Below are 14,681 nucleotides of genomic sequence, written 5' to 3' on the forward strand. Positions count from 1 at the left end.
TAAGAATTATTCTTAAATAGAAAAAGAAATGAGTGCTCTCCAATACCACCGCTGGATCTGTTCCATGTAAATTTATATTTCATGAGTCGTTTAATTTTTAGCAATAAAAAGTAAATAATCTTTACTAACCAATATGATAATTGGATTGATGATTTTAACTTGAACGCCTGTGCCATTGACCTTGGTCTTATTGTGTAAAGGTTGGTATAATAACCGTCATTTATTAGAGTAAATAGAAAATCTATGTCGCAATCTACTTATAATGCCGTTGATATTGAAGTATTAAAAGGGCTAGATCCTGTTCGTCATCGCCCCGGTATGTACACAGACACGAGTCGCCCAAACCATTTAGGTCAGGAAGTCATTGATAACAGTGTCGACGAAGCCATCGCTGGTCATGCTCGTCAAATCAAAGTCACACTTTATGAAGATAATTCACTAGAAGTCATTGATGATGGGCGAGGAATGCCTGTTGATATTCATCCGGAAGAAGGCGTGCCAGCAATTGAGCTATTGCTTTGCCGTTTACATGCTGGTGGTAAATTTTCGAACAAAAATTACCAATTTTCAGGTGGTTTGCATGGTGTGGGTATTTCGGTCGTCAATGCGTTATCAAAACGTGTTGATGTGACCGTTCATCGTGATGGTCAAGTGTACGAAATAGCTTTTGAAAACGGCAATAAGGTTGAGGATCTGCATGTTACTGGTACGTGTGGGCGACGTAATACGGGTACCAAAGTGCATTTTTGGCCAGACGAAAAATATTTTGATTCTCCCCGATTTTCTGTCCTACGTTTGACTCATCTTCTTAAAGCCAAAGCCGTGCTTTGTCCTGGTCTTGATATTGTTTTTAAAGATAAAATCAACAAAACCGAACAACGCTGGTGTTATCAAGATGGCCTAAAAGATTATTTAATGGAATCTGTCAGTGGTTACTCACTATTACCACCAATCCCTTTTACTGGCAGCCAAATGGGTGAAACAGAAGCCGTAGAGTGGGCACTAGTTTGGATGCCCGAAGGTGGAGAGCTATTGACTGAAAGTTACGTTAACTTAATTCCAACGGTACAAGGTGGTACGCATGTTAATGGTTTACGTCAAGGCTTGTTAGACGCAATGCGTGAGTTTTGTGAGTTTCGCAATTTGTTACCGCGAGGCTTAAAATTAACTGCTGATGATATTTGGGAACGCTGTGCCTACGTTATTTCGGTTAAAATGCAAGAACCTCAATTTGCGGGACAAACCAAAGAGCGCTTGTCATCGCGACAAAGTGCGGCATTTGTGTCGGCTATTGTGAAAGATGCGTTTAGTCTTTGGTTAAATCAACATGTGCAAATAGCCGAATTATTAGCTGAAATGGTAATTTCCAGTGCGCAAAAACGCTTAAAAGCGTCCAAAAAAGTCATCCGTAAAAAATTAACCAGTGGTCCAGCTTTACCGGGTAAATTGGCTGATTGTTCATCGCAAGATTTAAGTCGTACTGAACTTTTTTTAGTGGAGGGGGATTCTGCGGGTGGATCGGCCAAACAAGCGAGAGATCGTGAATTCCAAGCCATTATGCCGCTTAAAGGTAAGATTTTAAATACTTGGGAAGTGTCATCTGACGAAGTATTAGGATCACAAGAAATTCATGATATTTCAGTAGCTATAGGCATCGATCCTGATAGCAATGATTTAAGCCAATTACGTTATGGCAAAATTTGTATTTTAGCCGATGCTGACTCGGATGGATTACATATTGCCACCTTACTTTGTGCGTTATTTGTTCGTCATTTTCGTACCATGGTTGAGCATGGGCATGTGTTCGTTGCTATGCCTCCACTTTATCGTATCGATCTGGGTAAGGAAGTCCATTACGCCTTAGATGAAGAAGAAAAAGATGGTATTTTAGAGCAGCTTAAACGTAAAAAAGGCAAACCAAATGTACAGCGTTTTAAAGGTTTAGGGGAAATGAATCCGCTGCAGCTGCGCGAAACAACAATGGATCCCAATACGCGCCGTTTAGTGCAGCTATCCCTTGATGATGCCGAACAAACCATGGCATTAATGGATATGCTACTTGCCAAAAAACGCGCAGAAGATCGCCGCGAATGGCTACAAGAAAAAGGCGATCAAGTTGAACTTGATGTCTAACAAACAGAATGATTTAGAGGAACAATAATGAGTGAGATAACTCATGACGGAGTAGAAGTCCAGTCGCTACGTACCTTTACCGAAAGCGCCTATTTAAACTACTCAATGTATGTCATTATGGATCGCGCACTACCGTTTATTGGTGACGGTCTCAAACCCGTGCAACGACGCATTGTCTATGCCATGTCAGAGCTAGGTCTAAATGCGCAAGCAAAATTTAAAAAATCAGCACGTACCGTAGGTGATGTGCTTGGTAAATATCATCCTCATGGTGATAGTGCCTGTTATGAAGCTATGGTACTAATGGCACAACCATTTTCATATCGCTATCCATTAGTTGATGGACAAGGTAACTGGGGGGCGCCAGATGATCCTAAATCATTTGCTGCCATGCGTTATACCGAATCACGCTTATCAAAATATGCTGAATTATTATTAGGTGAGTTAGGGCAAGGAACGGTTGATTATACACCAAACTTTGATGGTACTTTACAAGAGCCAAAAATGTTACCAGCTAGACTACCGAATATTTTATTAAATGGTACAACGGGTATCGCCGTTGGTATGGCAACCGATATTCCTCCACATAATATTCGTGAGGTGGCAAATGCGGCAATTATGCTGGCAGATAAACCTAATGCAACATTAAGCGAAGTAATGGCTCACATACAAGGACCTGATTTTCCAACCGAAGCTGAGATTATTACGCCACCTGATGACATTGCGAAAATCTATAAAACAGGGCGTGGCTCAATTCGTATGCGTGCGGTTTGGAAAAAAGAGGATGGAGATATTGTGATTACTGATCTCCCTCATCAAGTGTCAGGCGCTAAAATCCTAGAACAAATTGCATCTCAAATGCGAGCTAAAAAGCTACCTTTAATTGAAGATTTACGCGATGAGTCGGATCACGAAAATCCAACTCGTTTAGTGATTGTGCCACGTTCAAATCGAGTCGATTTAGAACAAGTGATGAATCATCTATTTGCAACCACCGATCTCGAAAAAAGTTACCGCGTTAATATGAATATGATTGGGCTTGATAATCGCCCGTCAGTCAAAGGCTTGGTTGAAATTCTTACTGAATGGCTAGAATATCGCAAAACCACTGTCACTCGTCGCCTAAATTATCGTTTAGATAAAATTTTAAAAAGACTACATATCCTTGATGGTTTATTGATTGCATTTTTAAATATTGATGAAGTGATCGAAATTATTCGCAATGAAGATGAACCGAAACAAGAATTAATTAGCCGTTTTGCATTAACCGATATTCAAGCTGAAGCAATTTTAGAGTTAAAACTCCGTCATTTAGCCAAACTTGAAGAAGTACGTATTAAAGGTGAACAAAGTGAGCTTGCAAAAGAACGTGATCATCTGCAAGCTTTGTTAGCTTCGCCTAAAAAACTGAGTAATTTAATTAAAAAAGAGCTAAAAGAGGATGCTGAAAAATATGGTGATAAGCGCCGTTCACCGATCGTTGAGCGCAGAGAAGCTAAAGCTATTAGTGAACAAGAGTTAACACCATCCGAACCCGTGACGGTGATTTTATCGGAAATGGGCTGGGTTAGAGCCGCTAAAGGCCATGACATTGATGCTACAGGTTTAAGTTATAAAGCGGGCGATCACTTTAAAGTCGCCGCAAAAGGAAAAAGCAATCAGCCAGTTATCTTTATCGACTCAACAGGTCGTAGTTATGCTATAGAGCCAAATACCTTACCATCTGCCCGAAGCCAAGGTGAACCATTAACCGGTAAACTAGCGCTACCTGCGGGCGCAACGGTTGAACATGTGCTGATGTGTCAAAATGATAATCAAAAATTCTTACTCGCATCCAGTGCGGGTTATGGTTTTATTTGTCAATTTAGTAATTTAGTTGCTCGCAACCGTAACGGTAAGGCGGTTATCAATTTGCCAAATAATGCAAAAATACTCACACCTATGGAAATTCTATCTGAAGATAGTTTACTGCTGTCTATTACTCAAGCAGGTCGAATGCTCATCTTCCCTGTACGGGATTTACCCGAGTTGACCAAAGGTAAAGGTAATAAAATTATATCCCTTTCAGGGATTGATGATAATCTTGCTTATATAAAACTAATTACATCAGAAACATCAATAACTTTATATGTTGGTAAACGCAAACTTACGCTAAATCCTGCTGATTTGCAAAAATTTAGAGCTGAACGTGCGCGTAAAGGAAATGCTTTGCCACGCGGTTTACAAAAAATAGATCGAATTGAGGTAAACGAATAATATGTCTCTTATTTGGGCCATTATCACAGGCTTTGTATTGAGCCTTGTACTAAAAAATGGGTGGGGTTTTATAATTGGGTTATTTATTGGTCCAATGCTTTATCAAAAATTTTGTAATAAATTAACCGAACAAAAAACCAAAGCAAACCCAGAACTTTACTTAACAGTTGTTTTTGAAGTCCTTGGTCATTTAAGTAAAGCAAAAGGCGTGGTTACGCAAGATGATATCAATCTTGCTCGACAATTTATGAACCGGTTACAACTCGATAACAACAGCCGAAAACTAGCACAAGACTCTTTTAATCGAGGAAAAGCGAGTGACTATCCTTTACGATTGCGGCTAAAAGAACTTTATACGCAATACCGTTTCCGGCGCAACGTATTAAATATCTTTTGTGAACAGTTGATTCAAGCCGCATTAGTTGATGGGATTTTGGATGAAAAAGAACAAAAGATCCTATTTATTGTGGCTGATGAATTCAATATTCCTCGTCAACAAATGGCAATGTATATTCAAATGATGATGGGCAGTTATCATTTTCATCAACAAAACGATAACCGCCAGCAATATCAACGTAATGAATATCAACACCGTAATAATCACTACGGCAATTATCATGGACGTTCAGCACAATCAGATCTACAAAATGCTTATAAAGTTTTAGGTATTAACTCATCAGCCGAAATCACGGAAATAAAAAGAGCTTATCGTAAATTAATGAATGAACATCATCCGGACAAATTAGTCTCAAAAGGCTTACCGAAAGAGATGCTGGAAGCAGCCAAAAAACGCGCGCAAGAAATTCAAGCGGCTTATGATCTTATCAAAGCATCTCGTGGTTTTAAATAGAGATTAACATCATGATGCATTGGCGCTCAATCCTTCGAATTATTGGGTTATTAATTGCCCTATTATCGATTTTCATGTTACTACCGGCACTTATTGCCTTAATCTATCGTGATGGTGCTGGTGCAATCTTTGTTCGTTCATTTTTTGCTGCATTGATATTAGGATGTTTATTATGGTTACCTAACCGTCACCACCGCCATGAACTAAGCACGCGTGAAGGCTTTTTTATTGTCGTACTGTTTTGGATTGTGCTAGGTTCAATCGGCGCCTTTCCTTTTATTTTTGATACACATATTAACTTAAATTTAACTACCGCATTTTTTGAATCATTCTCAAGCCTAACCACAACAGGTGCTACCACAATTGTTAAATTAGATCACCTACCTAAAGCTTTACTTTTTTATCGCCAATTACTGCAATGGCTGGGTGGTATGGGTATTATCGTACTAGCCGTTGCAATTTTACCATTGTTAGGCGTAGGGGGAATGCAACTTTATCGAGCTGAAATTCCCGGACCACAAAAAGACAGCAAAATGCGCCCTCGCATTGCTGAGACGGCAAAAACACTCTGGTCAATTTATATTTTGCTGACAACACTTTGTGCAATTTGCCTTTGGCTGGCTGGCATGAATATATTTGATGCAGTGTCACATAGCTTTTCAACAATATCGATGGGGGGATTTTCAACCCACGATGATAATCTTGCTTACTTTAATAGCGCCACAATCAATTACATTGTCACCCTCTTTTTAATTTTATCGGGTTGTAACTTTGCACTACATTTTGCCGCATTAAGTGGATTTTCAATTAAGGTTTATTGGCGAGATCAAGAGTTTAGAACTTTTATTTTTATTCTGGCTGTATTAATAGCGATTTGTATATTTGGCATTTACTTTTATCAACCAGAACGGAATATAAGCATAGATAAAATAGTCCTGCAAGTTGTATCAGTTGCGGCAACGGTTGGTTTTACAGTAGATGATATCAACACATGGCCATCATCCTTGCCTATTTTTTTATTGTGTGCTTCATTTATTGGTGGTTGTGCGGGTTCAACGGGTGGCGGTTTAAAAGTGGTTCGTGTGTTAATTTTATTTATGCAAGGCTCACGTGAATTAAAACGCCTTATCCACCCTAATGCTATTTATACGTTAAAATTAAATAATCGCGTGGTTTCTGAACGCATTATCGAAGCGGTTTGGGGATTCTTTTCAGCATATGCATTAGTCTTTTTAGTCAGTTTATTTATTATTATGGCAACCGGCATTGATGCTACTGATTCTTTTTACATTGTTGCATCATCACTGAATAATTTAGGGGTTGGTCTTGGTAGTGTAAGCGATAATTTTGCCAGTGTGAGCGATATAGTAAAGTGGGTAATGGTTGTTGACATGTTATTTGGACGATTAGAAATCTTTACCCTACTGGTTTTATTTACGCCTACTTTCTGGCGAAGCTGATTTTATATTAAAACACATACTTTCCTGAAAGTTTTTGACAAAAAATGTAATTTTTATAAATATTTTATTGATTATTTAGTCAATTACAGACAGAATTATAACGCAGCATGTGCTGTATTTATTAGAGGTAATCACCTGACATATGGAATGGATCATGGATCCTACAATCTGGATTGGCTTATCCACTCTAGTTGTACTTGAAATCGTCCTTGGTATTGATAACATTGTTTTTATTGCCATTCTTGCCGAGAAACTTCCTCCTCAACAACGAGACAAAGCACGCATAACAGGCTTGGCCTTTGCATTAATTACGCGAATATTGTTATTAATGTTTACTGGTTGGTTAGTCACACTCACTACACCGCTATTTTCGATATCTGGGCTCAGTTTTAATGCGCGACAATTAATCATGCTAATTGGTGGCATATTTTTGCTATTCAAAGCGACCATGGAGCTCAATGAACGCCTTGAAGGTGCATCAAATGAAGATGGTAAACCTAAAAAAACCTCTCACTTTTGGACTGTTGTTGCTCAAATCGTTGTGCTCGATGCTGTATTCTCACTTGATTCAGTAATTACAGCTGTTGGAATGGTTGAACATATTCCCGTGATGATTATTGCCGTTTGTATAGCAATTTGCATTATGATGGTTGCGAGTAAACCACTGGCGAATTTTGTCAACGCTCATCCAACCATTGTTATCCTGTGTTTGAGTTTTTTATTGATGATCGGTTTTAGCCTGGTTGCCGAAGGTTTTGATTTTATGATTCCAAAAGGCTATTTATATGCAGCTATTGGCTTCTCAATCATGATCGAGTTTTTCAATCAATTAGCTATTTTTAACCGACGCAAAGCATTAAATAAAAAACCATTACGTGAACGCACTGCTGAAGCCATTTTACACCTATTAAAAGGTGATGCTGAAGAAGATCCCGATAATCACACTATCGATATCGTTTCTGATGCCAACAAAAAAGTGTCCGTATTTAATCAACAAGAGCTCAGTATGGTTGAACGAGTACTTGGGCTGGCACAGCGTTCAGTCAGCAGTATTATGACATCTCGACTTGACGTTGATATGGTCAATATTAATGACGATCGCGACGCGATTATAAAAGAAATTTTTGATAATCCTCATTCACGCTTAGTCGTCACCGATAATGACTCAATTGATGAACCTTTAGGTATTATCCAAGTCAATGACCTTTTAAAAGATGTGCTGCAAAGCACAGCGCCAACCGATATACACTCACTTATCAAACAACCTTTAATCTTTCCAGAAACCGTATCATTATTGGTTGCATTAGAGCAATTTAAAAAGGCCAAAACTCATTTTGCCTTCGTAGTTGATGAATTTGGTTCAATGCAAGGGGTTGTCTCGGTAACAGATATTATCGAAACCATTGCTGGTGATTTTCCAACTGAAGAAGAGGAAATTGATGCAAAACATGATATTCAATGTCTAGATGATAATAGCTGGATTGCGAATGGTTATATTCCGGTTGAGGAACTCATCCGTTTTGTACCAATACCGATCGATGATAAACGTGAATATCATACCCTAGCAGGTCTATTAATGGAAAAAGCGCAACATTTACTCAATATTGGTGAAACCTTACAAATTGGTGATTATTTATTTGAAGTCGCCGAAATAGAAAGCCACAGAATTCTTAAAGTAAAAATCACGTTAAACAAACTTGATTCTGTAACGTTATAGTATAGTGCATCGAAATAACGAGAATAAGGCTTGACCAAAATAAATAACTCGCAATAATAACGCAGTAATATTTCTGTTTATCTGAAGGTGCGGAGCCACAGCTCCTCATCTTTTTTATTTTTATCTCTAGGTAAAAATAGCACTCTTTATAAACTTTTATTCTTGCTTATCAATCTAAATTAGGCTTTAACTTATGAATTCAATATTTGAAAAAGTATTTCAATTGAAAGAAAAAAAAACAACTATCGGAACTGAAATTATTGCAGGATGCACAACTTTCCTTACTATGGTGTATATCATCTTCGTTAATCCATCCATCTTATCTGCAACCGGCATGGATAAATCTGCGGTATTTGTACTAACTTGTGTAATTACTGCGTTGGCGACGATTTTAATGGGCCTATTTGCTAACTTACCCATAGCACTTGCACCGGCAATGGGGCTTAACGTCTTTTTTGCCTATGGTATCTGTGGTGCAATGGGCTATTCTTGGCAAATTGGTATGGGCGCCATATTTTGGGGTTCTTTAATCTTTTTTATGTTGTCACTCTTTAAAGTCCGCCACTGGTTAATTGAACATATTCCACAATGTTTACGTATAGGTATTAGTGCCGGTATTGGACTATTTATTGCTTTTATGGGCTTTCAAAACATGGGGATTGTGGTTGCTTCACCTTCCACACTCTTAACGATGGGGAATATCTTATCGCTTAAAGTCCTATTAGGATCACTAGGTTTTTTCATCATTGTTATTTTAGCGGCTCGCAACTTTCATGCTGCTGTATTAATTTCGATTTTAGTTGTGACATTACTGGCACTATGGCTAGATCCTAATATCAGTTACCAAGGTATTGTATCTATGCCACCAAGTGTGACCAGCGTTGTTGGTCATGTTGATCTAGCAGGTTCGCTTAATATCGGCATCATGGGGGTTATTTTTTCTGTGATGATTGTCAGCCTATTCGACTCATCGGGCACCATTTTAGCATTAACCGATAAAGCCGGAATTAGCGACGAAAAAGGACGATTCCCTAAAATGCGTCAAGCGCTATTAATTGATAGCTTTAGCTCTTCTTTAGGGGGATTATTTGGCACATCATCAGTATTAACCTATATCGAAAGTTCGGCTGGTATTTCAGTTGGTGGTCGCACAGGCTTAACAGCTGTGGTAGTCGGTATATTATTCTTAGTCGTGGCCTTTTTATCGCCATTAGCCCATTTAGTACCAAGTTATGCAACTTCAGGCGCCCTTATCTTTGTTGGAATTTTAATGGTTTCAAGCTTAGTTAAAGTTAACTGGTCTGATTTAACTGAGGCGACACCTGCCTTTATTACCGCAATCATGATGCCATTTGCCTTTGCTATTACTGAAGGCGTTGCGCTTGGTTTTATCTCTTACGTGGTATTAAAAACCTTTACGGGTAAATTTAAACAATTAAATCTTTGCGTAATTATTTTTGCTTTACTATTCGCTTTAAAATTTATTTTTATTGATCATCATTAAAAACGCCTCCCTCATCGTTACTGACGATGAGGGATATCAAATTTACCAAAATAGTTAACGTATGTGTTGATAGACTGTTTATCCAATTCTAAAATTAAAACCTACCGTTTTTTCATTAAAATAACGCTCCTCCTCTTATAAATAATTAATACCAGGATCAAGCACTTATTGATAGCAAAAACTTGACATTATTTCCCCTGGGGACTAGAATCTTGCGACCCAAAACTTATATACATAGGTTTTGGTCTACAGTTATTAATTACGTATCTAAAAAGCAATTTTAAATTTATTTTAATTAATCAGGAGCTTATTAATGGCAACAATTAATCAGCTGGTACGCAAACCAAGAGCACTAAAGGAAGCAAAAAGTAACGTTCCTGCGCTTGAAGCATGCCCGCAAAAACGCGGTGTTTGTACTCGTGTTTACACAACTACACCGAAAAAACCAAACTCAGCATTACGTAAAGTATGTCGTGTACGTTTAACCAACGGTTTTGAAGTAACTTCTTATATCGGTGGTGAAGGTCATAATCTACAAGAACATAGTGTAATTTTAATCCGTGGTGGTCGTGTTAAAGACTTACCAGGTGTTCGTTATCACACTGTTCGCGGTGCATTAGACTGCGCAGGTGTTAAAGATCGCAAACAAAGCCGTTCTAAATACGGTGTTAAACGACCTAAAGCTTAATGGAACTCCGTTAAGTAAGGCCAAACTATACAATTCCATTTAACTCATTTGAGTTTTGGGTAAACCTGAAAATTTATAACATATAAACGGAGTATTCCAATGCCACGTCGTCATGTTGTCGGTCAAAGAAAAATTCTTCCTGATCCGAAGTTCGGTTCAGAGTTACTGGCGAAATTTGTAAATATTTTAATGATAGATGGAAAAAAATCTATCGCAGAATCAATCGTATATTCAGCTCTTGATAAATTAGCTGAGCGTAGTGGAAAAGACCACTTAGCAGCTTTCGAAGTTGCACTAGATAACGTAAGACCAACTGTAGAAGTTAAGTCTCGTCGCGTTGGTGGTTCTACATACCAAGTTCCTGTTGAAGTGCGTCCAGTTCGTCGTAATGCACTTGCCATGCGTTGGATTGTAGATGCTGCACGTAAACGTGGCGATAAATCAATGGCTTTACGCCTAGCGAATGAACTTATGGATGCTTTTGAAAACAAAGGTACCGCTGTGAAAAAACGCGAAGATGTTCATCGTATGGCTGAAGCTAATAGAGCGTTTGCACATTATCGTTGGTAATATTCTCACTTGTATTTATATAAGTGACTTGAATTAGGACTGATAGCCCTTATTTGCTATCAGTCAACCAAAATGATGTTTTATTAAGCAAACGATTCTAAACAGAGGATTAATATGGCTCGTACAACCCCTATAGCACGCTACCGTAATATCGGTATCAGTGCACATATTGACGCAGGTAAAACAACAACGACTGAACGTATTTTGTTTTATACTGGTGTAAGTCACAAAATTGGTGAAGTTCATGATGGTGCAGCTACCATGGACTGGATGGAACAAGAACAAGAACGTGGTATTACTATCACATCTGCTGCAACCACTGCATTCTGGTCTGGTATGGGTCAGCAGTTCGAACCACACCGTATCAACATCATCGACACCCCGGGACACGTTGACTTTACAATCGAAGTTGAACGTTCTATGCGTGTTCTTGATGGTGCAGTAATGGTTTACTGTGCAGTTGGTGGCGTTCAACCACAATCTGAAACTGTATGGCGTCAAGCAAACAAATATAAAGTTCCACGTATTGCATTTGTCAACAAAATGGACCGTATGGGTGCTAACTTCCTACGTGTTGTTGATCAAATCAAAACTCGTTTAGCTGCAGTTCCTGTTCCTTTAGTTTTACCAATCGGTGCTGAAGAAGGATTTACTGGTGTTGTTGATTTACTTAAACGTAAAGCCATCAACTGGAATGATGCAGATCAAGGCGTAACATTCACTTATGAAGATGTACCAGCAGACATGGTTGAAGAAGTCGAAGAATGGCGTTCTTTCTTAATTGAAACTGCTGCTGAAGCAAGTGAAGAGTTAATGGAAAAATACCTTGGTGGTGAAGAGTTAACTGAAGAAGAAGTGAAAGCTGCATTACGTGAACGTGTACTTGCTAATGAAATCATCTTAGTCACTTGTGGTAGTGCCTTTAAAAATAAAGGTGTTCAATTCATGCTTGATGCAGTTATTGAATATTTACCAGCACCAACTGATGTACCTGCAATCAAAGGTGAATTACAAAACGGTGAAGCTGCAGAACGCCATTCAAGTGATGATGAGCCATTCTCATCATTAGCGTTCAAAATTGCTACAGACCCATTTGTTGGTAACTTAACCTTCTTCCGTGTTTACTCTGGTGTAGTTAACTCTGGTGATACTGTTCTTAACTCTGTTAAAGATAAAAAAGAACGTTTTGGTCGTATCGTACAGATGCATGCTAACAAACGTGAAGAAATTAAAGAAGTTCGCGCTGGCGACATTGCTGCTGCAATCGGTCTTAAAGATGTCACAACAGGTGATACACTTTGTGCTGAAAGTGCACCTATCATTCTTGAAAGAATGGAATTCCCAGAGCCAGTAATTTCGGTTGCTGTTGAACCAAAAACCAAAGCTGACCAAGAAAAAATGGGGCTTGCTTTAGGTCGTCTAGCTCAAGAAGACCCTTCATTCCGTGTTCACACTGATGAAGAATCGGGTCAAACTATTATTTCTGGTATGGGTGAGCTTCACTTAGAAATTATCGTTGACCGTATGAAACGTGAATTTAAAGTAGAAGCAAACGTAGGTAAACCACAAGTTGCTTACCGTGAAACCATTCGCAACGAAGTAGAACAAGAAGGTAAATTTGTTCGTCAGTCTGGTGGTCGTGGTCAATACGGTCATGTATGGTTAAAAATCAAACCATTAGAAGCGGGTGGCGAAGGCTACAAATTCAACAATGAAATCGTTGGCGGTGTGGTTCCTAAAGAATACATCCCTGCAGTTGATAAAGGCTGTCAAGAACAAATGAAAAACGGTGTTCTTGCTGGTTACCCAATTGTTGATGTTGAAGTCACTATCTTTGATGGTTCTTACCATGATGTTGACTCATCAGAAATGGCATTTAAAATTGCCGGTTCAATGGCATTTAAAGATGGCTTCATGAAAGCTAAACCTGTGCTTTTAGAACCGATTATGAAAGTAGAAGTTGAAACTCCAGAAGATTATATGGGTGATGTTATCGGTGACTTAAACCGTCGTCGCGGTATGATCGAAGGAATGGACGATACAGCAACTGGTAAAACAGTCAAAGCACAAGTTCCACTTTCAGAAATGTTTGGTTATGCAACAGACCTTCGTTCACAAACTCAAGGTCGTGCTTCTTACTCTATGGAGTTCTTGAAGTACAATGAAGCACCAACAAATATTGCAACAGCAATTATTGAAGCTCGTAAAGCGAAATAATTTTTATCTAAATAAAGTAACGCTTCCCTTAATGACTTAAGGGAAGTGATTTAATAAAGGAACATTAAGATGTCTAAAGAAAAATTTGAACGTACAAAACCCCACGTTAACGTTGGTACAATCGGCCACGTTGACCATGGTAAAACAACTTTGACTGCAGCAATTACATCAGTACTTGCTAAAAAATATGGCGGTCAAGCACGTGCATTCGATCAAATCGATAACGCACCAGAAGAAAAAGCACGTGGTATCACCATCAACACTTCACACGTTGAATACGATACACCAACTCGCCACTACGCACACGTAGACTGCCCGGGCCATGCTGACTATGTTAAAAACATGATCACTGGTGCGGCACAAATGGACGGTGCTATCTTAGTCGTAGCAGCAACTGATGGACCTATGCCACAAACTCGTGAGCACATTCTTTTAGGTCGTCAAGTAGGTGTTCCTTACATCATCGTATTCTTAAACAAATGCGATATGGTTGATGACGAAGAGTTATTAGAATTAGTTGAAATGGAAGTACGTGAGCTTCTATCTCAATATGATTTCCCAGGTGATGACACACCAGTCATTCGTGGTTCTGCACTGAAAGCGTTAGAAGGCGAAGCAGCATGGGAAGACAAAATTGTTGAATTAGCTGAAGCATTAGATAGCTATATTCCAGAGCCAGAGCGTGATATCGACAAACCATTCTTATTACCAATTGAAGACGTATTCTCAATTTCAGGTCGTGGTACAGTAGTAACTGGTCGTGTTGAGCGCGGTGTAATCAAAGTTGGTGAAGAAGTTGAAATTGTTGGTATCAAGCCAACCGCTAAAACAACTTGTACTGGTGTTGAAATGTTCCGTAAATTACTTGACGAAGGTCGTGCGGGTGAAAACGTTGGTGTATTACTACGTGGTACAAAACGTGAAGAAATCGAACGTGGTCAAGTTCTTGCAAAACCAGGTTCAATCACTCCACATACTGATTTCGAATCAGAAGTGTATATCTTAAGCAAAGATGAAGGTGGACGTCATACACCATTCTTCAAAGGTTACCGTCCACAGTTCTACTTCCGTACAACTGACGTAACAGGTACTATCGAATTACCAGAAGGCGTAGAGATGGTAATGCCTGGTGATAACATCAAAATGACAGTATCATTAATTCACCCAATCGCGATGGCTGAAGGTTTACGTTTTGCGATTCGTGAAGGTGGTCGTACTGTTGGTGCAGGTGTTGTTGCTAAAGTTATTAAGTAATTTAACTTGCTATCATAAAGCGCAGCTATTGA

Annotated in this window: 10 protein-coding genes; all 10 read left to right on the top strand. The window is 38.9% G+C overall.

The window, feature by feature from the left end; translation table 11 throughout:
• Positions 1–243: 243 nt before the first annotated feature.
• Positions 244–2,133: a DNA topoisomerase IV subunit B gene (gene parE / locus A9G22_RS04465; protein ID WP_065586323.1), complete on the top strand. Its 1,890-nt coding sequence runs from the start codon at positions 244–246 to the stop codon at positions 2,131–2,133.
• 27 nt (positions 2,134–2,160) lie between these two features.
• Positions 2,161–4,389 (top strand): DNA topoisomerase IV subunit A, encoded by a 2,229-nt coding sequence (gene parC, locus A9G22_RS04470; RefSeq protein WP_075508423.1) that lies wholly within the window; start codon positions 2,161–2,163, stop codon positions 4,387–4,389.
• Between the two features lies 1 nt (position 4,390).
• The gene (djlA, locus tag A9G22_RS04475; protein WP_075508424.1) at positions 4,391–5,239 is read left to right on the top strand and encodes a co-chaperone DjlA; all 849 of its coding nucleotides are present in this window, start codon (positions 4,391–4,393) and stop codon (positions 5,237–5,239) included.
• 14 nt (positions 5,240–5,253) lie between these two features.
• Complete coding sequence (locus A9G22_RS04480; protein WP_075508454.1) at positions 5,254–6,699, top strand: TrkH family potassium uptake protein; 1,446 nt, start codon at positions 5,254–5,256, stop codon at positions 6,697–6,699.
• 142 nt (positions 6,700–6,841) lie between these two features.
• Positions 6,842–8,416, top strand: coding sequence for a TerC family protein (locus A9G22_RS04485; RefSeq protein WP_065586326.1), 1,575 nt, complete (start codon positions 6,842–6,844; stop codon positions 8,414–8,416).
• Between the two features lie 193 nt (positions 8,417–8,609).
• Positions 8,610–9,920, top strand: a complete 1,311-nt coding sequence (locus A9G22_RS04490; RefSeq protein ID WP_065586327.1) for an NCS2 family permease — start codon at positions 8,610–8,612, stop codon at positions 9,918–9,920.
• Between the two features lie 313 nt (positions 9,921–10,233).
• Positions 10,234–10,608: a 30S ribosomal protein S12 gene (rpsL, locus tag A9G22_RS04495; protein WP_034883792.1), complete on the top strand. Its 375-nt coding sequence runs from the start codon at positions 10,234–10,236 to the stop codon at positions 10,606–10,608.
• A gap of 99 nt (positions 10,609–10,707) precedes the next feature.
• Positions 10,708–11,178, top strand: a complete 471-nt coding sequence (rpsG, locus tag A9G22_RS04500) for a 30S ribosomal protein S7 (RefSeq protein WP_034915550.1) — start codon at positions 10,708–10,710, stop codon at positions 11,176–11,178.
• 114 nt (positions 11,179–11,292) lie between these two features.
• Entirely contained in the window at positions 11,293–13,395 is a 2,103-nt protein-coding gene (gene fusA, locus A9G22_RS04505; protein WP_065586328.1) for an elongation factor G, read from the top strand.
• 69 nt (positions 13,396–13,464) lie between these two features.
• The gene (tuf, locus tag A9G22_RS04510; protein WP_065586329.1) at positions 13,465–14,649 is read left to right on the top strand and encodes an elongation factor Tu; all 1,185 of its coding nucleotides are present in this window, start codon (positions 13,465–13,467) and stop codon (positions 14,647–14,649) included.
• The last annotated feature ends 32 nt before the right edge of the window (positions 14,650–14,681 follow it).

It is taken from the genome of Gilliamella sp. App2-1, assembly GCF_001690255.1.
GTDB lineage: Bacteria > Pseudomonadota > Gammaproteobacteria > Enterobacterales > Orbaceae > Gilliamella > Gilliamella apicola_G.